This is a genomic window from Acinetobacter sp. NIPH 2699 (genome assembly GCF_022549355.1).
In the GTDB taxonomy this organism is placed as follows: Bacteria; Pseudomonadota; Gammaproteobacteria; order Pseudomonadales; family Moraxellaceae; genus Acinetobacter.
On sequence record NZ_JAKZGL010000015.1, the window covers coordinates 37,131 to 58,179 of the forward strand.

Consider the following 21,049-nt stretch of genomic DNA (forward strand, 5'->3'; position numbering starts at 1 on the left):
GAAGATTATTCTAGGAATCTTACAGTTACACCAGAACGTACTTTACCACCTAAATCATTGGCATCCCAGTTGGTTAAACGGATACAACCATGCGATGCAGTTTTAGAAATGAGTGACGGGTTTGGTGTGCCATGAATACCAAAAGATTTCTTGCTTAATCCAATCCAAATATTACCGACAGGACCATTTGGACCTGGTGGAAGTGATAATGGTTTAAGATTTTTTCCTTGTACAAAGTTCGATGGTGAATAGCTGTACCAAGGATTTTTAGCAACACCTGTTACTTTATAAGTACCCGTCGGAGAAGGCGTACTTGTACTGCCAATTGTTGCAGGAAATGACGCAATCATTTGATTACGGCTATTAAACAGGTAAAGTTGTTTTGCACCTTTGTGTGCCACAATTAAATGAATATCTTCAGGTAAATCATTGCGAACATTTGCAACAACCAGTTTTTCGCCTGCTTTGTTAAAGTTTGCTTTAGGGTTTAGTTGTCTGAGGAATCGTTCATCCATATGGAACTTTTCAGCGAGCATTTCAGCGACACGAGTGTAGTACAGTCCTTTCATTTTTGCTTGTTGAGCATAGTCAGAAGGGATTGAGTCCGCATAAGGGCCTTTTAGATCGGCTTCAGTGATAGTGTATTCAACATATGCAGGTTTAGTTTGTTTTGCAACTAAAGCATCCCACGTTTCTTTGGTGAGCTGTCCTGTTGGCGCTAATCCATTCATTTGTTGAAATGACGCAATCGCTTTTAATGTATTTTGACCGTTAGAACCATCAATTGCACCAGGTGATGCATGTGCATTGTTTAACATCACATGTGCACGAGCATAGGCTGGCAATTGACGTCTTGGCATATCTTCATACCATTCAGCCGAGTTAATGGCATCCATTGTCCACGATGCAGGAACTTCGGGTGCTTGTGATGGCGTTTTGGATACTGTGGTTGCGGTATCTAATGTCGCTTCACGAGCTGGAGCTGCTGTAACAGCAACTTCTGGTCTATTTTCTATTTCTTGAGCGACATCTGCTGCTGGGTTTTGACTGAGCTGTGGTTCAGATGCAGCGGGTGCAACAGCACTGCTACTTGATGCTGCGAAATCAATTGCCAAAGGATCAATCGGATCTTGGACTGCAGAAATCTTTTGGGGATTTAATGCTTGCTCAGTTGTTGGCGCAGCAAAAGCAACATTAGCAAGAATACAACTTAAACTCATAGCGAGTAATGAGCGAACAAACATGTAATTCAACCTTAAGAATTATTCATATTGAGATATAAGACTTTGCAAGTATTACAGAAAATGAACACGCTTGCAGTAGCAATTTTGTGACCAAGCGATTTTTTCGTCAGCTCAACGGATGTACGGTATAGAATTATATATCTTGTTCGATTTTTGCTATCATGCCTTCCATCTGAAAAATTTAGAGATTGGTAATGACAACGTTGAAAAATGATCGTTTTATACGAGCTTTATTACGTGAACCTGTAGACACCACGCCTGTATGGATGATGCGTCAAGCAGGGCGTTATTTACCAGAATATCGTGAAACTCGTGGGCAAGCAGGGGATTTCCTTTCCTTATGTAAAAATGCTGAATTTGCCTGTGAGGTAACATTACAGCCTTTACGTCGCTATGAGCTTGATGCTGCGATTTTATTCTCGGATATTTTGACTGTACCTGATGCGCTTGGTCTAGGTCTGTATTTTGAAACTGGAGAAGGTCCAAAGTTTCATAAAACCATACGTACCGAACAAGATGTCGCAAATTTACCAAAGCTAAATGCCAAATCAGATCTCGCTTATGTGATGAACGCGGTATCGACCATTCGATCAGCATTAAATGGGCAAGTACCTCTGATCGGATTTTCAGGTAGCCCTTGGACTTTGGCCACCTATATGGTTGAGGGTGGTTCAAGCAAAGAGTTTCGTTTCATTAAGCAGATGATGTATGCCCAACCAGAAGTGTTACATACTTTGCTGGATCATCTTGCCGATTCCGTGATTGATTATCTCAATGCGCAAATTGATGCGGGTGCACAGGCAATTCAAATCTTTGACAGTTGGGGCGGTGCACTTGCACACCGCGAATATGTCGAGTTCTCAATGAACTACATGACCAAAATCATCGCTGGACTGCAACGTGAAAAAGACGGACGTCGTATTCCAATTATTGTGTTCACTAAAGGTGGTGGACAATGGTTAGAAACGATCCTTACGACTGGCGCAGATGCGGTGGGTCTGGATTGGACGACACCCCTTTATACAGCGCGTGATGTGGTTGCAGGTCGTGTTGCTTTACAAGGAAATCTAGATCCAGCGGTACTTTATGGTTCAGCAGCTTCAATTGAAAAGGCTGTGAAAGCCATGCTGGATGATGCTTATGCCAATGGTGAAAAAACGGGTTATGTTGCAAACCTAGGCCATGGCATTACGCAATGGGTAGATCCAGCACAACCTAAAATATTCGTTGATACTGTACATGAATACAGTAGCAAATATTTAGGCTGATATTTTAAAAGCATTTGAAGGGCTGGTTTTGTGCAATTAATCCTATTTCCACTCAATTTTATGACTAAGGCAGCTTCGGCTGCCTTATTTGGTTTGTTGCTTTTAATTGCATTTGCATTCACCGCCCCGATGGGTAGTCATGAATATTATGGTTTCTTTCGATATGACTATCTGTTGTTTTATGCCATAGCGATTCAGATTTGTTTACTATATTTAAAGCTTGAATCGTGGGAAGAAGCTAAGGTTATTGCTTTGTTTCATATCATGGCAATGGGAATGGAGATTTTTCTGACCCATCCTGCGATCGCATCTTGGCACTATCCGCAACCTGCCGTGTTTAAATTATTAACCGTGCCCTTATTTGCTGGTTTTATGTATTCAGCCGTAGGCAGTTTTTTTGCTCGATCCTTGCGATTATATCAAGTTTCTTTTGCGAATTTACCGACTTTCGGCAATATGATGTTGCTAGCAGTGTTGTCTTATTTCAATTTTATGAGCAAATTTTTTATTCCAGATATTCGGATGGGGCTGTTTATTTGGAGTGTGGTGATTTTTTGGAAAACTAAATTGTATTTCCAGCTTGATCAGTATCGTTTTAAAGTGCCAATGTTGCCTATTTTACTGTTGCTCGCATTTCTTATATGGATTGCGGAAAATATCAGTACCTTTTATAAAATTTGGCTTTATCCAAGTCAGGTGAGTGCTTGGCATATGGTGGGTTGGGGCAAGCTCGGTTCATGGTATCTTTTATTATTACTCAGTTTGGTCTTGGTATTAAAAATCTTGGGAACGAGAGATAAAAATGGGTCTTGGCAGTTAAATTAGACCCGCTAAGTTCTCTTAACAGACTTTTTTGATTTCCCTTTATTATGAATATTTCAGATATATTTCAAAATTTATTTGCTAAAGCGAGCTAACCTCGTTATTTTAACTCCTGTGCGTGAGCTTTCACTGCACAATTGTAATAACAAATACTAAAGAATAATTGATACTGGAGACTTTCTTATGTTAAAAAAAATTGCATTAGCTGCATTACTCGCTGCTGGTTCAACCATGGCAATGGCTGATAATGATGTCGGTTGTGGTGTTGGTACCCAAGTATGGGCTGGTAAAAAAGGTGTTGGTCCAAAAATTCTTGCTGCAACCACTAATGGTATCTTTACCAACCAATTGTTAGGGATTACTTTTGGTACTTTAGGTTGCCGTCAAGGTGGAACTGTTACTGCACAAGTGGTGACTTTTACCAATGAAAATGCTGAGTCTTTAGCGCGTGATATGGCAGTAGGCCAAGGCGAAAGCTTAAATGTACTGGCTGAACTCATGCAAATTAAATCAGAAGACAAAGCGCGCTTCTTCGCTGTATCTAAAGCAAACTTTGCTGAGATTTATTCAAGTGAAAATCAACATACACTTCAAGTTTTAGATTCTTTACAGAATGTAATGGCAAATGATGACGTATTAAAAGCATACGTTTAACTTGTTGCATGATGAGACCCTGTCCTCGTGACAGGGTTTTCTTATAATACTTAATTATATTTAAAATATTTGTTGCTGAATGAAATTTTTAACCTTTGCGATTACTGCCTTTTTATCTCATATTGCACATGCTGCGATTGAACCGAATATTCAAAACTACCTTAATCTTGCTGAACAAAAACGATTAGATCAACAGGTGACTTGGCAACGTTTAATGTATGCAGATCGCTCTGGAAAAAGTGAGGTTGACTATCAAGGTTACTTTTATGCAGAAGAAGGTAAAAGCAATTTAAATAAAGAATTAAAAGCAGATATAAAAGCATTATTTCTAGCGTCAGCAGATAATCAGTCTTTTCGATGCAAATTTCCTGCACGCAGTCGTTGGTTAATGCAACAATTAAATATTGATGCCAAGCAACTTCCAGTAGTGAGTTGTCCTGAATTTGATGAATGGATCAATCAGATTAATCCTTATAAAGCGACACTGATTTATGCAACCGATTTTATGGGAAATCCAAGCTCAATGTTTGGACATACGCTATTGCGTTTAGACCCAAAAGATCAAAAAGAATTAAATTTGGTTTCTTATGCAGTGAATTATGCTGCAACTGTCAATAATCAAGATAACTGGTCCTATGCTTGGAAAGGGTTAACAGGGCAGTATCCTGGTGAATATTCATTGATGCCGTACTATCGTAAAGTAAAAGAGTATGGTGATTTTGAAAGTCGTGATCTGTGGGAATATGAGCTTAATTTAACTGCTGAAGAAACCCGTTTCTTGGTTGAACATATTTGGGAAATGCAACACGTGAGTTTTCCATATTATTTTGTCAGTGATAATTGTGCTTATCGTTTGCTCGGTTTAATTGATTTGGTTCGCCCAAACTTAAACCTAAAAGACCAATTTAATTATGCTGCGATTCCCATCGAAACATTAAAAGCGGTCGATCAGCAACAGTTGGTTAAAGATGTGGTCTATCGTCCAGCTTTAGAAACACAATTGCTTGCTCAAGCAAAACAGCACGGCACTGCTTTAGCGAAGGCAGCACATCAAGTTGCATTTGCACAGATGGAACAGGTTTCGACTATCTTGGCATCTTACCGCCCACAAGATCAGGCTAAAATCTTAGAAATGGCTTACGATGACTTGTATTTGCAATATATCAGCCATAAAGCCGATGGTGATGTAGCTCAAGTTCATTTGCGACAATTATTAGCTAAACGCAGTCAAATCCAAATTGATAAGCAACGTCAAGAACCTGAACGACCCAAGATTCAGCCTGTTGAAGGTCATCGTGCACGTAATCTCTCTGTTAATGTTGGCGAGGTGCAAGGACAAAAGTTCGTTGAGTTAGGACATCGGCAGGCCTATCACGATTTAATAGATCCATCTGGTGGCTATCGTTTAGGTACACAACTGCTCTTTTTAAATGGTGCACTACAATACCGTGATGACAAACCGAAACTTGAACACTTAGATGTATTGGCTGTGAATTCTTATAATCCGATTCAACCCTTTAAAGCACCACTCACATGGGGATTTAATTTGGGGTGGAAGCAAGAAGCTGTCGATGAAGGACAGTTTAGCGAAGATCAGCAACACGGTGTCATGAATTTGAATATGCAAGCGGGATATAGTTTGGCGGATTATGATCGTCAGCATCTATGTTATGCACAATTGCAAGGTCATCTACAAGCTGGACAAGCTTTAGATAAAGGTTGGCGTATAGGTGTCGGACCGACGCTAGGTTGTATGAATCAATGGTCAGATCAATGGAATAGTCTGCTACAAGTTGAGTTGCCTTATTGGCAGGATCAAAGTCAATGGAATCTGAGAGTAGGAACACATGTTCAGTATAGTTTGAATGCGAATAACGCACTGCGTTTGAATTGGCAATATGAACAGCAGGACCGTAAAGATTGGACAAAACTAGGTTTAGGTTATGTTCGGTTCTTCTAGCGGTTTAGAAGTGATTGTGTGGTCATTAATGATCACACTTCCACAATAACATAGTATTTTTTAACCGCTTCAATCACTTCAAATGTACCGATAAATGCAGGCGGAATAATGCCTGCGCTGCCAGCCGTCACTTCAATAAAAGAATGGGTCTTGGCATCGTGTATACGCACCACACCTTCAATGACCTGAAAGAACTCTTGTTTATTGTCTGCAAATTGGATATTCCAAGCACCGACTTCACATTGCCAAATACCACAGCTCATATGTGCGTGTTCATATAGGCTATAGGTCAGACGTTCAGGATTACCTTTGATTAAACGGTCAGGACGAGGGTAGTCAATGCTGGCTTGATTCGGTGTTAAATCACCATAACCTGCTAAGTAAATAGATGACATTTTCTGAATGCTCAGATCGGTTATTAATAACTTTCAGGAACAGCGCTCAAAAACTCACGACGAGCATCTTTATCCGTTTTAAACTCACCGACGAAAGAGACGGTACGGGTAGTTGATTCTTGTTTGCCAACACCACGCATCATCATACACATATGTGCTGAGTCGATGACAACAGCCACACCACGCGCTTGAGTGACCTCAGCCACGGCTTCTGCGATTTGCTGGGTCAAGTTTTCCTGAATTTGCAAACGACGTGCAAACATTTCAGTAATACGCGCAAATTTTGATAGACCTAAAACCTGACCTTCAGGCAGATAAGCAATATGCACACGACCATAGAATGGCAGCAGGTGGTGTTCACAAAGCGAGTAAAACTCGATGTTCTTAACCAACACCATTTCATGGTTATCGGAAGGGAAAACCGCATTATTGGTCACTTCTTCAAGCGTTTTACTATAACCAGAGGTTAAAAAAGAAAAAGCTTTAGCCGCACGCATTGGAGTATCTTGTAAGCCTGGGCGAGTTAAATCTTCACCAACGGCAGTTAAGATGTTTGCGTACGATTGCTGCATAGACATATAAATGTTCACTTAGGTGGGTTGAACAAAACGGGAATTGTATCAGAAAACGATTGAAAAAATTAATTTTGAACCAAATGCCGATTATTGTTTGTACTTTGGGTTCTTTTCTGCACGTTTAAGCAGCACGAGCACCGCGCCAGTACCGCCTTGAGTCTCAGGTGCACTGACAAAAGCAAGTACATCACGATGCTGTCTGAGCCATCCATTGACATAGGTTTTTAAAATGGCTTCAGGGCCTTTACCATGTACAATTTTAATGACATTTTGATTTTCATCTTTTGCTATTTGGATGATTTGCAGAACCGCAGCGCGTGCTTGTTCAACGGTACAACCATGTAAATCAACTGCTTCAAACCAACGAATTTTACCTGCTTTTAAATCTTCAAAGACTTTGTGTTGCAAAGTGGCAATACGGTAGCTCAGAGCTGCTTGGCTTGCGACAGGATTTAAAATGGCTTGGGTATCTGAAATTTCAGTGAACTCTTGCTCAGCCGCACCTTCAGCCGCGGCGCGTTTTGCCAATGTTTGTGCATCTACTTTTTTGCGACGAGCAGGCTTAATATCGGCAATATTGTCATTGGCGATAGGCTTTACACCCTGTAGTGCTGTTTTAAAAAGCTCGGTGTCTTCCAGTTCTTCAGCGACAGCCTTTTTCGATTCAGCTTGTGGTGTGATCTTGTTGGCCTGTGGCTGGGAGATTTGCTTTTTAAATTGCTTCAGTAAATTAAACTGATCTTTAGAAAGCGATGAATCATGTTTGCTCATAATTTCAGTAAAATATGCAAGATACGAGATAGGTGGGAAATTATAGTCTGAATCTGCTGTGATTTGAACTGAATTGCATTCATGCGATGTTGTATGGAGTCTAAGCTAAGAAATAAATCATGCCTGATTGGATGATTCTCTAATTGGTGAAGCGCTTCTTTCATTAGATTGATGTTTATACAATCTATATTTGATAAAAGGTTCATGATTTATTGTAATCTCACCCTCTAATTTAAATCCTAATGAGTAAATCGCTTTGAGTTTATTTCTTGTCGGGGGTAATAAAATCGTTATTGATCTAAAGTTTAGTTCGTTAAAAGCCTTATTGATAATTCGATTAAAAATCTGTTTTCCTAGCCCCCAATATCGAGGATGTAAGACTAAGGCTAAATCTGCATCGCCATCTTCATATTGTAATCCACCCCATCCAGCAAATTTATTGTCAACTAAAAATGCCCAAACACCGTAACCGTATTCTTCCCAATGCTTCTCTTTAGCATCAACCCAAGCAATACATTGTTCTTTATCAAAAATGATACCTTTTGCTAAGGGCATTTGTTGCAGGACAAGGTTATTGGTATTTAATTCAATAATTTCGGCATAATGAATGTTGCTTAAACGGTCAAATTGAATAATCAATGGGTCCTCCTAAAATACAAAGCTTAAACGGTCAAAAAGATATAGTGAATGAACATAAGAAACGATTTTATAAAAAGTATTTTTCAATGTTTAAAAATATTATTTTTAAGAATTTTTTAAAAGAGATACATTATTTTGATCAGTACAATGATGATTAATTATTGAATGATTGACAGCTTAAGTAATGGTATTCAGGGTGAGCTCTCACCCTGAATTGATCAACTTAAATTTGTTCAGGCTTTCCAAACAATTCAGCAAATGCCCGATCAGGACGAGGCTGTTTCATAAAACTTTCACCAACAAGGAAAGTATGAATATCATTGGCTTGCATCATTTCAACATCCGCAGGCGTGGCAATACCACTTTCAGTGACCAATACACGAGAAGCGGGCAGTAATTTTTTTAAACGCAATGAGGTTTCTAAATCAACATCAAAGGTTTTTAGATTACGGTTATTCACACCTAGAATACATTGTTCAGACAGCTTGAATGCACGTTCTAATTCATATTCGTCATGTACTTCAACCAAGACATCAAGTTGATGCTCAAATGCGGTTTTAGACATTTCTTCAAGTTGTTGATCAGATAAACATGCCACGATCAATAAAATACAGTCTGCCTGTAAAGCACGTGCTTCAACCACGTTATACGGATCAACCAAGAAATCTTTACGTAAAGCAGGTAGAGCACAGTGATTACGTGCAATTGCGATATTTTCATCAGCACCTTGGAAGAAATCTACATCCGTCAGCACAGACAAACATGCTGCACCTGCTTGTTCATATTGTTGTGCAATTTCCGCAGGATTAAAGTTTGCGCGAATCACACCTTTAGAGGGTGATGCTTTTTTTATTTCGGCAATTACAGCAGGGCGTTTATATTGAAGTGCATTGGCAAAACCACGCACAGGTGTTGCTTCTTCTGCCCATTGTTCAACATCATGCAAGCTACGTTGTTTTAAACGTGCAGCAAGTTCCTCATGTTTGCGGTCAACAATTTTACCGAGAATGGTATTTTGAATATCGATCATGAGAAATCCTTAGTCTGCCTGATATTGTTTCAATGTCTTGGTAAATTCTGACAAGATACTCATTTTTTCTAAAGCTTGTCCGCCATACAGAATATCTTGTGCCAGTTCAACTGCTTGTTTATAGGTCTTGGTAACGCCAGCAACATAAATCCCTGCGGCAGCATTCAGTGCAATCATATTGGCTGCTTTTTCACCGATATCTGATTTGTCTCGACCCAACGCATCTTTAATCAGTTTTAAGCTTTCTTCAGAACTGTTGACCACTAAACCTGTCAGCGTTTGAGATGGAATCCCGACATCATCAGGGGTCAGCATCCATTCAGTGATCTCACCATCTTTTAATTCAGCAACTGCTGTCGGTGCTGCGAGACTAATTTCATCTAGACCATCTTTAGAATGGACAACCAACACATGTACCGCGCCAAGCTGTTTTAAAACTTCTGCAATTGGACGGCAAAGTTCATCTGAGAATACGCCAATCACAAAACGATTCACGCCAGCAGGATTGGTTAAAGGGCCCAGTAAATTAAAAATACTACGGATACCTAGCTCACGACGAGGCGCAACAGCATATTTCATTGCTTTATGGTGATTGGGAGCAAAGAGGAAGCCAATGCCCATTTCACGGATACAGCGTTCAGTTTGTTGCATGTCTAAATCTAGGTGAATTCCTGCTTGCTCCAGTAAATCAGACGAGCCAGATTTGCTGGAAACACCACGTCCACCATGTTTGGCAATGGTTGCACCCGCAGCGGCAATCACAAAGCTTGATGCAGTAGAAACATTAAATAAGTTTTGGCCATCACCACCAGTTCCAACAATATCTACGAGATGAGGAATATCGCTTACATCAATTTTAATGGCGAACTCACGCATGATACGAGCTGCGGCAGTGATTTCATCAATACTTTCACCTTTCATACGCAAGCCCATCATCAGCGCACCGATTTGAGCATCGGTTGCTTCACCTTGCATGATGCCGCGCATGACATCTTCCATTTGAGGCTGGGTAAGATGAATATTTTTAGTAATGTGATTGAGTGCCTGTTGGATGTTCATAGTCATGAGTTACAGCATTATGATGGATTAAAAGTTTGAGAATGAAATAGTTTGATCGCAATCGGTTTGGTATGACTTTGGTCTGATACATAATCTAAAAGCGAGCGAGTTATGTTATCAGAAAATAATGCAGATTTTATACGCTTTAGATAAAAACTATGCTGTGCCTTAAATTTAGACATATTGCTATAATATTCAACTATTATGATCAATGAATTTCTTTACTGAACTATTTTGTTTGTCTTTGTGGGAATTTTAACATGCGCATCAGTCAACTTTTTCATTACCCAGTGAAGTCCTGTCGAGCTAATAAATGCTTTGAAATGGAAATAGATTCCTTTGGACCAAAGTGGGATCGCCGATGGATGATTGTTGATAAAGATGGTCGTTTTATTACACAAAGACAAGTGGCAAAGATGGGGCAAATTGGTGTAACGATTTCATCTGATGTGGTGCGGTTTGACTATCAATCTGAACAGATTGAACTGAGCCTGACTGAGGCACAAGGGCAGGCCGATGATCGATTGGTTTCGGTTTGGCAAGATCAATTAAAAGGAAATTGCATTGAACATGCAGTCAATGATTGGTTAAGTTTGATACTCGAGCGACACGTGCGATTGATTTACATGCCACAAGAAACCATTAGACAAGTTGACTTAGACTATGCTCAGGTCGGTGATCGAGTTGGTTTTGCAGATGGTTTTCCATTTTTGATCATCAGTGAGGCTTCAGTTGATTTTCTTTCCGATAAAGTTGGTTATAGGCTCGATGTACAAAGGTTTAGACCTAATATTGTGATTTCAGGGTGTGATGCTTTTGCCGAAGATCAATGGAAGCAGATTCAAATTGGTGAGGTGAAATTTGATTTGGTTAAACCATGCTCGCGTTGTGTTATTCCAACCATTGATTTAGAGACAAGTCAAAAGCAACCCGAAGTCATGCAAGCCATGTTGGCTTATCGAAAACAAGGTAATAAAGTCATGATGGGGCAAAATGCTTTGCATCGAGGAGAAGGGACGATTGCACTTGGACAAGAAGTCCAAATTATAAAGACGGTGTAATTGACTAGAATTTATATTTTATATATCAGTTAAATAAGAGAATGCCAATCCGATTTGCGTGGATTGGCATTGTTACTCATGGTTATTGAGAATGTTCTTCTACAGGCGTTCTGACGCCCAATAGTTGGCTGGTTGCTGTGCCAGCAGTCATAGAGCCATTGACATTCAAGGCAGTACGTCCCATATCAATGAGCGGTTCGATTGAGATCAGCAAGGCAACAAGCGTAATGGGTAAGCCCATGATTGGTAACACAATCAGTGCTGCAAAGGTTGCTCCGCCACCCACACCTGCAACGCCAATCGAGCTGAGCGTAACAATGACGATCAGTTGCGCAATCCATAAAGGATCAAGTGGATTGATCCCGACTGTTGGTGCGACCATCACTGCAAGCATCGCGGGGTATAAGCCAGCACAACCATTTTGGCCAATCGTTGCGCCAAACGATGCAGAAAAACTGGCGATCCCTTCAGGTACACCGAGTTGCTTGGTTTGTGTTTCAATATTGAGTGGAATACTGGCTGCACTCGAACGACTAATAAATGCAAAGCTTAAAACAGGGAATGCTTTTTTGAAGAAGTCGATTGGGTTAACTCTTACCAACAGCAAAATAAGCGCATGCACAAGCAACATAATTGCCAGTCCTAAATACGATGCAATTACAAACTCACCTAATTTAATAATGTCAGCTAGGTTTGCAGTAGCGACCATTTTGGTCATCAAGGCAAGTACACCGTAAGGGGTAAATTGCATAACCAAGCGGACGAGGCTAATGACGAGCGCCTGTAGTGCTTCGATTCCATGACGAATTCGTTCACCATTCACGGTATCTTTTTCGATGAGTTTTAATGCTGCAACGCCTAGAAATGCAGAAAAGATGACGACGCTAATGATTGCTGTAGGACGAATGCCAGTTAAATCAGCAAAAGGGTTTTGTGGAAACAAAGAAAGCAATAATTTGGGTACATCTAGATTAGCAACTTGTCCAATATATTGGCTTTCAATTGCTGCTAAACGAGCGGTTTCTTGGGCACCTTGGACTAAACCCTCTGCGGTTAGGCCAAATGAATTGGTAATACTTGCACCAACAAAAGCAGCAATTGCAGTGGTTGCTAATAAAATACCAATCACCAATACACTGATTTTTCCGAGTGAGGTGGTTTGGTGTAATTTGATGACCGCACTTAAAATTGAAATGAAAATGAGTGGCATGATCACCATTTGTAATAGTTGCACATAACCATTACCGACGATGTTGAACCATGCGACCGAATGTTCCAGAATTAGACCATCACCATAAATGGTTTTGAGCGCTAAACCGAAGAAAATACCAACCACCATACCGATCAGTACTTTTTTGGCAAGACTCCAGTCATGCCTGTACGTGAAAAACAATCCTGCTAATAGCAAGATAAAAACAAGAATATTCAATAAAACTAATGTATTCACAATAAGTATCCTGATCTTTGCTTCAGGCGAAGTGTGCTAAAAAATGATTTCGGATTTTAGCACTCGATTGTTGTTAAACTTAATCATTCCTATCACTATACTTAATCTAAAAAATAAAGAAGAAGCTGATTTAGCTTAAATTTTTTTGAGAAGCTCGCTTTTTAAAAGAATGAAAAGTGTATTAATTGTTGAAAAATAATGATTTGTTTTTAAATGGAACTTTCCTCATTCATTTTAAAACTGAAAAATTCACCTGTATGTATAAGTTGCATATATTCTTTATATGTTCAAAATAAAAACAGCCTATTCATTTAAATAGGCTGTTTAAGGATTAAATCTGAAATAAAATTTCAGTTTAAGCGTAAATATCTAGGAAGTTTTTGAAAATCTGATGACCATGTTGGCTCAAAATAGACTCTGGGTGGAACTGAACACCTTCAACTGGAAGTGTTTTATGTTTTACGCCCATAATCTCTTCAATCGTGCCATCTGTTTGATTGGTCCAGCAAGTGATTTCTAAACAATCAGGAAGCGTTTCTTGCTCAATCACCAATGAGTGGTAACGTGTGGCAGCAAAAGGTGATGGTAAATCGCTAAAAATCCCTTTATCACTATGATGCATATCTGATAAACGTCCGTGCATGACTGTTTTTGCACGAATAATATGACCACCAAAGGCTTGTCCAATGGCTTGATGACCTAAACAGACACCGAGCAAAGGAATTTTCCCTGCAAAATGATTAATGGCTGGAATAGAAATCCCTGCTTCACTTGGAGAGCATGGACCAGGACCAATCACGAGGTATTTAGGCTGCCATCGCTCAATATCCTCTAATGTAACTTGGTCATTGCGAACAACTTTTACTTCTTGATTTAACTCGCCAAAATATTGAACGATGTTATAAGTAAAACTGTCGTAATTATCCACCATTAGAAGCATGACTATAACCTTATTGAAAATAAACACTTTATTGTGTTTTTGATTTCGATGAATCTATCTAAAATTTTGCATTGTCCAGTATCCACTTATATGGAAAAGGATTGCGATACAGATCGTAGGAAATAATCATAACAAAAACAAATGATCAATGTTGAATATTTCGAGAAAATACGATTTCCACACGCATAAAGTGACTGAGCAAAATCGTGTTTAAAATGAACAATAAATTTTTATAATTGAAGGGTTTGTAAAAATAAGTGACCAGTGAATGGAAAGTCTAAATGAATTGAATGGAATCAAGTTGAAAAGAATGATATAAAAACTCAGTTTATGCTAACGAATGGCGTAATTGGCACTACATTAGTTCTTTGATATATATTTTTGCACCATTTTGGATCGCATTGTCTATTTTGGGGATGCCTTAAAATAGAAATGTTTAAATATGGTGCATTTGCAAATAATGGGCAAGATATATAAATATTGAACATGGAGCTTAAATCATTTTTTCTGCAAAGAATTTCAATGTTTTAGGAATGATTTTAAATTGTTGGTATGATAATTGCTATTTATACACCAACAACTAACACGCACTTAACGAGTGCATAAAAATTCATTGGAGCAAATGAGCATGGCGAACAAGGTCCTTCAACTCATCAAAGAAAGCGGCGCGAAATGGGTCGATTTTCGCTTTACTGATACGAAAGGTAAAGAACAACACGTAACTTACCCAGCCGATACAATTGATGAAGATACATTTGAAGACGGTAAAATGTTTGACGGTTCTTCAATCTCTGGCTGGAAAGGCATTGAAGCATCTGACATGATCTTACGTCCAGATGCTGAAACAGGTTTTCTTGACCCGTTCTTTGCTGAGCCAACAGTTGTTGTGACTTGTGACGTAATCGAGCCATCTACTGGTCAAGGTTACGAGCGTGATCCACGTTCGATTGCTCGTCGTGCTGAAGAGTATTTAAAATCTACAGGTATCGGTGATACTGCATTCTTTGGTCCAGAACCAGAATTCTTCGTTTTTGACGAAGTAAAATGGGATATCGACATGTCTGGTGCTCGCCATACATTGATCGCTGAAGAAGCTGCTTGGTCTACAGGTAAAGATTTTGAAGCAGGTAACTCTGGCCACCGTCCACGTGTGAAAGGTGGTTACTTCCCAGTTCCTCCAGTTGATTCTCATCAAGATATGCGTGCTGAAATGTGTGCACGTATCGAAGACATCATGGGCCCAGGTCGTGTTGAAGTACATCACCACGAAGTTGCATCTTGCCAGTTAGAAATTGGTGTGAGCTTCAATACTTTGGTTCGTAAAGCGGACGAAGTTCAACAGTTCAAATATGCAGTTTGGAACGTTGCTCATCAATATGGCAAAACTGCGACATTTATGCCAAAGCCGATGGTTGGTGATAACGGTTCTGGTATGCATGTTCACATGTCTATCGCTAAAGATGGCAAGAACTTGTTTGCTGGTGACGAATATGCTGGTTTATCTGAAATGGCATTATTCTTCATTGGTGGTGTAATCAAACACGCTCGTGCATTAAATGCGATTACTAACCCTTCTACAAACTCGTATAAGCGTTTAGTTCCTCACTATGAAGCACCGATTATGCTTGCTTACTCAGCACGTAACCGTTCAGCTTCTATCCGTATTCCATACGTTTCTAACCCTAAAGGTAAGCGTATTGAAGCACGTTTCCCAGATCCAATGATGAACCCGTACTTGGGTTTCGCGGCATTGTTAATGGCGGGTCTTGATGGTATTCAAAACAAAATCCATCCAGGTGAAGCAGCTGATAAGAACTTGTACGATCTTCCTCCTGAAGAAGAAGCGAAAATCCCAACAGTGGCGCATAGCTTAGATATGGCGATTGAAGCACTTCAAGCGGATCATGAGTTCTTGTTGAAAGGTGGCGTATTCACTAAAGAAATGCTTGATGCATACATCGAACTTAAAACTGATGATGTACGCCGTCTTAACACGACGACTCATCCAGTTGAATTCGATATGTACTACAGCTTGTAATACATTCCGATTCAAAAAGCTCGCTTCGGCGGGCTTTTTTATTGAAAAATTCATGTAAACTAATTGCGATGTTTTTAGTGAGCTGAGCATGCGTAATTTACAACCAAGTAGAATAAAGGGCAGGGATATTCCACCTGAATTAAAAAAATGGTTGTATGCATCGGGTTCACTCACTCAACAGCTCACTGGCCTTGGCGCAGGAGAGTTTCGTGTTGAACGAATTAAAGAGCAGTATCAACGCTTATTATTTGCCGATAGTCAGTGGATGAGAATGCCACATACGCATATTTCATGGGTTCGAGAAACTTACTTATATGGTTCAGAACAGCAGGCTTGGGTGAAAGCAAAAAGTATTTTTCCAATTTTAAGCTTACAAAAAAAAGCACGATTATTTAAACATATTAGAAATAAGCCAATTGGTTGGTTTTTATTTCAGCGAACTAACCCAGCCTGCGAACGTCGCGTGATTTATCTCACGGATGGCTGGACGCGGCAAAGTTGCTATACGTGGCATGGTTGCAAATTTATCGTACAGGAAACATTCTTGCCTGCATTTGAACAGTTTATTCGACAGCATTGACTCTAAGGGGCAACATGGAAACAGTGCAACAAACAACATGGCGACAGCGTTTAGCGGCATATTATTATTTGTGTCGTTTTGATAAGCCGATTGGTACAGAATTGGTGTTCTGGCCAACCATGTGGGCGTTATGGATTGCATCAAAAGGCATTCCTGATTTAAAAATATTGTTGGTGATGACGCTGGGTGTGCTCTTTATGCGAGCTGCAGGTTGTGCGATCAACGATTTTGCAGATCGTAAAGTTGATGCCCATGTTGAGCGCACTAAAACCCGTCCTTTAGCCACAGGTGTTATTCGAGCGCGCGAAGCTGTTTTTGTATTTTTGGGGTTGGTTGCGGCAAGTGCCTGTCTATTGTTTTTCTTGCCTATTGAAACTTTTTATTGGTCATTTGGTGCATTGCTTTTAGCGTTTATTTATCCTTTTATGAAACGCTATACTCATTTGCCACAAGTGTTTTTGGGGGCTGCATTTTCTTGGTCGATTCCAATGGCATATACCGCAGTTGGACAAACTCCTGATTTGATTTGTTGGCTTTTGTATTTTGGTAATTTGGCTTGGACAGTAGCTTATGATACTCAATATGCAATTACAGACCGTAAATACGATTTGAAAATTGGTGTGAAATCTACTGCAATTTTATTTGGTCGATTTGATATACAAATTATAGGATTATTGCAGCTTGCAAGCTTGGGGTTAATTGGTGCTGCACTTTATTTGGAAAATCTTTTAATTCCATTTGGACTGATTGCATTATTCGTAGTTGCAGCAGATTTTGTTTATCAAGCAATAAAAACTAAAGATCGTGATCCTCAAATTTGTTTTTGGGCATTCCGTCACAATCGTTGGGTTGGCATGATTATTTTTATTGGAATCTTTTTAGAATTCATGATTTAAAAATGACTTATTAGTTGAAAAGTGTCCTATGCAGGGCACTTTTTTTATGTCTTAATAAGATCGCATGTAGTTTCATGCACAAAAAATAAGACAAAGACTAAAAGGATATTTTTATGAAACGGTCTAATATTGCTTTGGCAGCATTTTCAACAACAACTTTATTGCTTGCTGCTTGTGGGAGTGATAGCAAAAACCAATATGATAGTGCGACACCAACCTATTTATCTGAAACGCCTTATGATGCCAATAAAACTCAACTTCCAGTGGAGGCGGCAGAGAGTATTGGTGCAAAATCAATTAGTGTAATGACCTATAACATGGTTGATGTACAAGGGAAAACTTCAGAAGCGACTGCACTGGTTATGTTTCCGAAAGTTGAGCGACCAACTGATGGTTATCGTACTGTTGTTTGGGCTCATGGCACGGTTGGTGTGGGAGATGGTTGTGCACCAAGTCAAAATGTGTTGAATCCTCGTTTTTCAATCTTGGCACAAACACTGTTAAAAGCAGGCTATGTGATTGTTGCACCTGATTATGAGGGGTTAGGAACAAAAGGTATTCATCCTTATTTAAACTTAAAGAGTGAAGCGGTTTCTGCAATTGCGGCAGTACAAGCGGTGAAAGATCATTATCGTTCACAACTGCAAGGTGGTTGGATGTCTATTGGGCAGTCACAAGGTGGGCATGCTTCATTGGGCATAGCTGAGTTTGCTAATACAGATACAAGTTTTAAAGGGGCAGTGGCTGGCGCACCAGCATCGAGTTTAGGGCAAATTATTCAAATTTATATCGACCCTCAGTTCAATCTTGATGATGAGGGGCAACCAAAAGCCCATGGCTTAAATAGATTAGATGAAAATTTACAGGGCATACGTAATGCGGTTGCGCACAATCAGATAACGGCAGAGCAGGGTGAATTTCTGACTGCTCAACTCGCTGATGGATATGCTGAGTTGTTGGCATATGCTGCGTTTACAAGCGTTGGAATTAAAGCGCAACAAACTGACTATGATTTTAAGCGTATCTATACACCAAATGCAGCTGAAATTGTAGAGTTGGCTTATGGTCGTACAGGTGATGATGGTTCATGTTTAAGCTATCCTGCTCCTGATAGTGCAGATGGTTTACAAGCGAAATTTAAGGCAGGAATTCTTGCTTTCTTGGCTGATCCTACGCATAAAGTTTCTCAGTATGGTATTGATTTGGATAAATTCAAAACTGATCCTGTTGTTAGTGACTTCTTAGTTAAAACTCAGCCAGCCACAAATGCTACAGCCGCACAAATCATTAAAACGCCAGTGCTCATTATTCAAGGCGAAAAAGATCAGGCTGTTTTGCCTAATGTTACAGAGAATTTGTTCAAAAATATGAGATTAAAAGCACCAGAGTATGCAAGTGGGTATAAATTTGAACTTGTACCAAATGCAACGCATACTCAAGCAATCGTTTGTCGTAATAAGCTTGCGGTAGATTTTATTCAGGAAAATATGTCAGCGGCTACAGGTGTTGTGCTGACAGACGAAGATAAAGATGCAAGTCAAAGTCTGCATTGTAAGGGGAACTCTTAAGGTTTATTTAGACTTGAATTTTAATAAGGGAGTCTCTTTATAGAGGCTCTTTTTTGTTATATTGTTGCCTCTTTAAGATTGTTAACTTTGAGTTTGAATCAGCTATGAGTCAAAATGCTGTTGAGAAAAAATCTGTACCGTGGGTGTTGATGGGATTGGGGTTGTTGATTCCAATTTTTATTGTAGGGATGGCTTTTTTAGCTGCCAAGAGCGATGCAAAAACCAAGAAAGAATATGATCAACAACGGGCAGCAATAGCTAAAAAGTTTGAACAGCAGAAAAATGAAGAGCAAGCAGCGAAAGCTGAGTGAGAACTTCTGATCTTGTTGATTTATCGAATATCCATCTGTAACTGCTTTATAGATGGAATTTGAGTATAGCGTTGTACTTGATATCCTGCTTGTTGTAGCATTTGATCACGTTTTTGGTCTTCTAATTCTTTTCCGATATGACTTGGGTCATCAAGCTCAATAATCGCGACAACTTTCATTTCTTTATCTAAAACCACAAAATCAGTCACCTTGCGATTAAAACGATTGCGGATCTTGTAGTGTTTACTGGTAATCAGTGCGCTAAAGGCAACTTGTGCCAATATGTTGTGATGAGGGAAGGCTTGTTGAAGCCTAGAGAACATTTGTGATTCAAATGCAGTAATGACCGGGCGAGCGAAAAAATCTTGTTTTAGGAAAAAAGGGCGCAGATAGCTGATGAGTAGCAGTGCTGTGCTCATACTACCAATGAGCAGAAAAACCAGTTGAGTTGATTCAGACATGTTCTTATCAAAGTGTTAATAAAAAACCCACTCGATATAAATATGAGTGGGTTTTTAGAATCTTGGCTCTCCCACCTGGGCTCGAACCAGGGACCTGCGGATTAACAGTCCGTCGCTCTACCGACTGAGCTATGGGAGAATCTGGATATGCATTCTATGCATATCGGTACTAACGGTCAAGCGAACCAATAAAAACTTGGCTCTCCCACCTGGGCTCGAACCAGGGACCTGCGGATTAACAGTCCGTCGCTCTACCGACTGAGCTATGGGAGATTAGCTTGGCTCTCCAACCTGGGCTCGAACCAGGGACCTGCGGATTAACAGTCCGTCGCTCTACCGACTGAGCTATTGGAGAATCTGATGCGCATTTTAGGCATGAAACATTCATGCGTCAATAAGAATAGTAAATAAAATGAATCGTTTGCTTGATAAATATTCTTTTAGGATTTTAGAGATAAAAAAACTGCCCAGTGTGGGCAGTTTTTTACTCAAGAAATAAAACTTATTTCTCAACACCTGCTGGTTGACCTGCAAGTTTTGCATTTGCATAATCCCAGTTAGCTAAGCTTTCTAAGAAAGTCGCGATGTATTTTGGACGTAAGTTACGGAAGTCGATGTAGTAAGCATGCTCCCAAACGTCGATTGTTAATACTGCAATTTGACCGTGAGCAAGTGGTGTATCTGCATTGGCAGTTTTAGTAATTGATAATTTACCATTGATTTCATCAGCAACTAACCAAGCCCAACCTGAACCGAATTGAGTTGTTGCAGCAGCAGTAAATTCCTCTGCAAACTTTTCATAGCTACCAAACGCTTCATCAATTTTAGCTGCAATAGCACCAGTCGGTTTACCGCCACCATTTGGTTTGATACTGTTCCAGTAGAAGGTATGGTTCCATACCTGAGCAGCATTGTTAAAGATACCTGCTTTAGAAGCATCGCCAGCAGAAGCCTTGATGATTTCTTCTAAAGTTTTACCTTCAAGGTCAGTACCTTTGATCAAGTTGTTTAGGTTAACAACATAGGTATTGTGATGTTTGTCGTGGTGGTATTCTAAAGTTTCACGAGAAATGTGTGGTGCTAAATCATCATAGCCATATGGAAGTGCAGGTAAAGTAATGCTTGTCATGTTTCATTCCTTGCAAATTTGCTGGGTTTTACATTAAGTGCCTTTATTGTAAATGATTCTATAGACAATAGGGCAGTCTTTTAATACACAAAATATGCAAAAAATTTCGCTATGAGACATATACGATACAGAATATATGGTTAGAGTTTTTAGCTCTTTATTAGAAGATCCTAAATGACTCTAACCAACGTTTAATGAGAA

21 protein-coding genes and 3 tRNA genes are annotated in these 21,049 nt (G+C 39.6%); 10 read left to right on the plus strand and 14 right to left on the minus strand.

Going from position 1 to position 21,049, the window contains the following annotated elements:
- Window positions 1–5 precede the first annotated feature (5 nt).
- Window positions 6–1,244: a L,D-transpeptidase family protein gene (locus tag MMP72_RS13215; RefSeq protein WP_241317985.1), complete on the minus strand. Its 1,239-nt coding sequence runs from the start codon at window positions 1,242–1,244 to the stop codon at window positions 6–8.
- A gap of 194 nt (window positions 1,245–1,438) precedes the next feature.
- On the opposite strand from MMP72_RS13215, the gene hemE reads away from it, so the two are divergent.
- From hemE to MMP72_RS13235, 4 genes are all read left to right on the plus strand, one after another.
- A complete protein-coding gene (hemE, locus tag MMP72_RS13220; protein WP_241317987.1) occupies window positions 1,439–2,512 on the plus strand; it encodes a uroporphyrinogen decarboxylase in 1,074 nt (357 codons plus the stop codon).
- Window positions 2,513–2,542: 30 nt separating this feature from the next.
- A complete protein-coding gene (locus tag MMP72_RS13225) occupies window positions 2,543–3,337 on the plus strand; it encodes a DUF817 family protein (RefSeq protein ID WP_241317989.1) in 795 nt (264 codons plus the stop codon).
- Window positions 3,338–3,517: 180 nt separating this feature from the next.
- Window positions 3,518–3,988 carry a DUF3015 family protein gene (locus MMP72_RS13230; protein WP_241317991.1) on the plus strand — a complete coding sequence of 157 codons (471 nt, stop codon included), beginning with the start codon at window positions 3,518–3,520 and terminating at the stop codon, window positions 3,986–3,988.
- 79 nt (window positions 3,989–4,067) lie between these two features.
- On the plus strand, window positions 4,068–5,948 hold the full coding sequence (locus MMP72_RS13235; protein WP_241317993.1) for a DUF4105 domain-containing protein: 1,881 nt from the start codon (window positions 4,068–4,070) through the stop codon (window positions 5,946–5,948).
- 32 nt (window positions 5,949–5,980) lie between these two features.
- On the opposite strand, the gene MMP72_RS13240 is transcribed toward MMP72_RS13235, so the two are convergent.
- From MMP72_RS13240 to trpD, 6 genes are all read right to left on the minus strand, one after another.
- The gene (locus MMP72_RS13240) at window positions 5,981–6,343 is read right to left on the minus strand and encodes a cupin domain-containing protein (RefSeq protein ID WP_241317995.1); all 363 of its coding nucleotides are present in this window, start codon (window positions 6,341–6,343) and stop codon (window positions 5,981–5,983) included.
- 23 nt (window positions 6,344–6,366) lie between these two features.
- Window positions 6,367–6,915, minus strand: coding sequence for a GTP cyclohydrolase I FolE (folE, locus tag MMP72_RS13245; RefSeq protein WP_005197658.1), 549 nt, complete (start codon window positions 6,913–6,915; stop codon window positions 6,367–6,369).
- A 90-nt stretch (window positions 6,916–7,005) separates the two neighbouring features.
- Window positions 7,006–7,689, minus strand: coding sequence for a Smr/MutS family protein (locus tag MMP72_RS13250; protein ID WP_241317997.1), 684 nt, complete (start codon window positions 7,687–7,689; stop codon window positions 7,006–7,008).
- A gap of 117 nt (window positions 7,690–7,806) precedes the next feature.
- Window positions 7,807–8,328 (minus strand): GNAT family N-acetyltransferase, encoded by a 522-nt coding sequence (locus tag MMP72_RS13255; RefSeq protein WP_241317999.1) that lies wholly within the window; start codon window positions 8,326–8,328, stop codon window positions 7,807–7,809.
- Window positions 8,329–8,551: 223 nt separating this feature from the next.
- Entirely contained in the window at window positions 8,552–9,358 is an 807-nt protein-coding gene (gene trpC, locus MMP72_RS13260) for an indole-3-glycerol phosphate synthase TrpC (protein WP_241318001.1), read from the minus strand.
- Window positions 9,359–9,367: 9 nt separating this feature from the next.
- Window positions 9,368–10,417: an anthranilate phosphoribosyltransferase gene (gene trpD, locus MMP72_RS13265; protein WP_241318046.1), complete on the minus strand. Its 1,050-nt coding sequence runs from the start codon at window positions 10,415–10,417 to the stop codon at window positions 9,368–9,370.
- A 260-nt stretch (window positions 10,418–10,677) separates the two neighbouring features.
- On the opposite strand from trpD, the gene MMP72_RS13270 reads away from it, so the two are divergent.
- Window positions 10,678–11,478 (plus strand): MOSC N-terminal beta barrel domain-containing protein, encoded by an 801-nt coding sequence (locus MMP72_RS13270; protein ID WP_241318003.1) that lies wholly within the window; start codon window positions 10,678–10,680, stop codon window positions 11,476–11,478.
- Window positions 11,479–11,560: 82 nt separating this feature from the next.
- Here MMP72_RS13270 and MMP72_RS13275 read toward each other — a convergent pair whose 3' ends face one another.
- Together MMP72_RS13275 and MMP72_RS13280 are read right to left on the minus strand one after the other, a co-directional pair.
- On the minus strand, window positions 11,561–12,925 hold the full coding sequence (locus MMP72_RS13275) for an L-cystine transporter (RefSeq protein ID WP_241318005.1): 1,365 nt from the start codon (window positions 12,923–12,925) through the stop codon (window positions 11,561–11,563).
- Between the two features lie 355 nt (window positions 12,926–13,280).
- Window positions 13,281–13,865, minus strand: coding sequence for an aminodeoxychorismate/anthranilate synthase component II (locus MMP72_RS13280; RefSeq protein WP_241318007.1), 585 nt, complete (start codon window positions 13,863–13,865; stop codon window positions 13,281–13,283).
- Between the two features lie 622 nt (window positions 13,866–14,487).
- Between MMP72_RS13280 and glnA the strand changes: the two genes are divergently transcribed.
- From glnA to MMP72_RS13305, 5 genes are all read left to right on the plus strand, one after another.
- On the plus strand, window positions 14,488–15,903 hold the full coding sequence (gene glnA / locus MMP72_RS13285) for a type I glutamate--ammonia ligase (RefSeq protein WP_241318009.1): 1,416 nt from the start codon (window positions 14,488–14,490) through the stop codon (window positions 15,901–15,903).
- 88 nt (window positions 15,904–15,991) lie between these two features.
- Window positions 15,992–16,483 (plus strand): chorismate lyase, encoded by a 492-nt coding sequence (locus MMP72_RS13290; protein ID WP_241318011.1) that lies wholly within the window; start codon window positions 15,992–15,994, stop codon window positions 16,481–16,483.
- A 14-nt stretch (window positions 16,484–16,497) separates the two neighbouring features.
- Entirely contained in the window at window positions 16,498–17,379 is an 882-nt protein-coding gene (gene ubiA / locus MMP72_RS13295) for a 4-hydroxybenzoate octaprenyltransferase (protein ID WP_241318013.1), read from the plus strand.
- A gap of 113 nt (window positions 17,380–17,492) precedes the next feature.
- Entirely contained in the window at window positions 17,493–18,947 is a 1,455-nt protein-coding gene (locus MMP72_RS13300; protein WP_241318014.1) for a lipase family protein, read from the plus strand.
- 104 nt (window positions 18,948–19,051) lie between these two features.
- A complete protein-coding gene (locus tag MMP72_RS13305; RefSeq protein WP_241318015.1) occupies window positions 19,052–19,258 on the plus strand; it encodes a hypothetical protein in 207 nt (68 codons plus the stop codon).
- A 20-nt stretch (window positions 19,259–19,278) separates the two neighbouring features.
- On the opposite strand, the gene MMP72_RS13310 is transcribed toward MMP72_RS13305, so the two are convergent.
- The 5 genes from MMP72_RS13310 to MMP72_RS13330 all read right to left on the minus strand — a co-directional run bounded on the left by MMP72_RS13310 (window position 19,279) and on the right by MMP72_RS13330 (window position 20,848).
- On the minus strand, window positions 19,279–19,719 hold the full coding sequence (locus MMP72_RS13310; RefSeq protein WP_241318016.1) for a DUF2726 domain-containing protein: 441 nt from the start codon (window positions 19,717–19,719) through the stop codon (window positions 19,279–19,281).
- Window positions 19,720–19,782: 63 nt separating this feature from the next.
- Window positions 19,783–19,858, minus strand: a tRNA-Asn gene (locus MMP72_RS13315).
- A 58-nt stretch (window positions 19,859–19,916) separates the two neighbouring features.
- Window positions 19,917–19,992, minus strand: a tRNA-Asn gene (locus MMP72_RS13320).
- A gap of 6 nt (window positions 19,993–19,998) precedes the next feature.
- Window positions 19,999–20,074 (minus strand) — tRNA-Asn (locus MMP72_RS13325).
- A gap of 147 nt (window positions 20,075–20,221) precedes the next feature.
- The gene (locus MMP72_RS13330) at window positions 20,222–20,848 is read right to left on the minus strand and encodes a superoxide dismutase (RefSeq protein ID WP_241318018.1); all 627 of its coding nucleotides are present in this window, start codon (window positions 20,846–20,848) and stop codon (window positions 20,222–20,224) included.
- Window positions 20,849–21,049 lie beyond the last annotated feature (201 nt).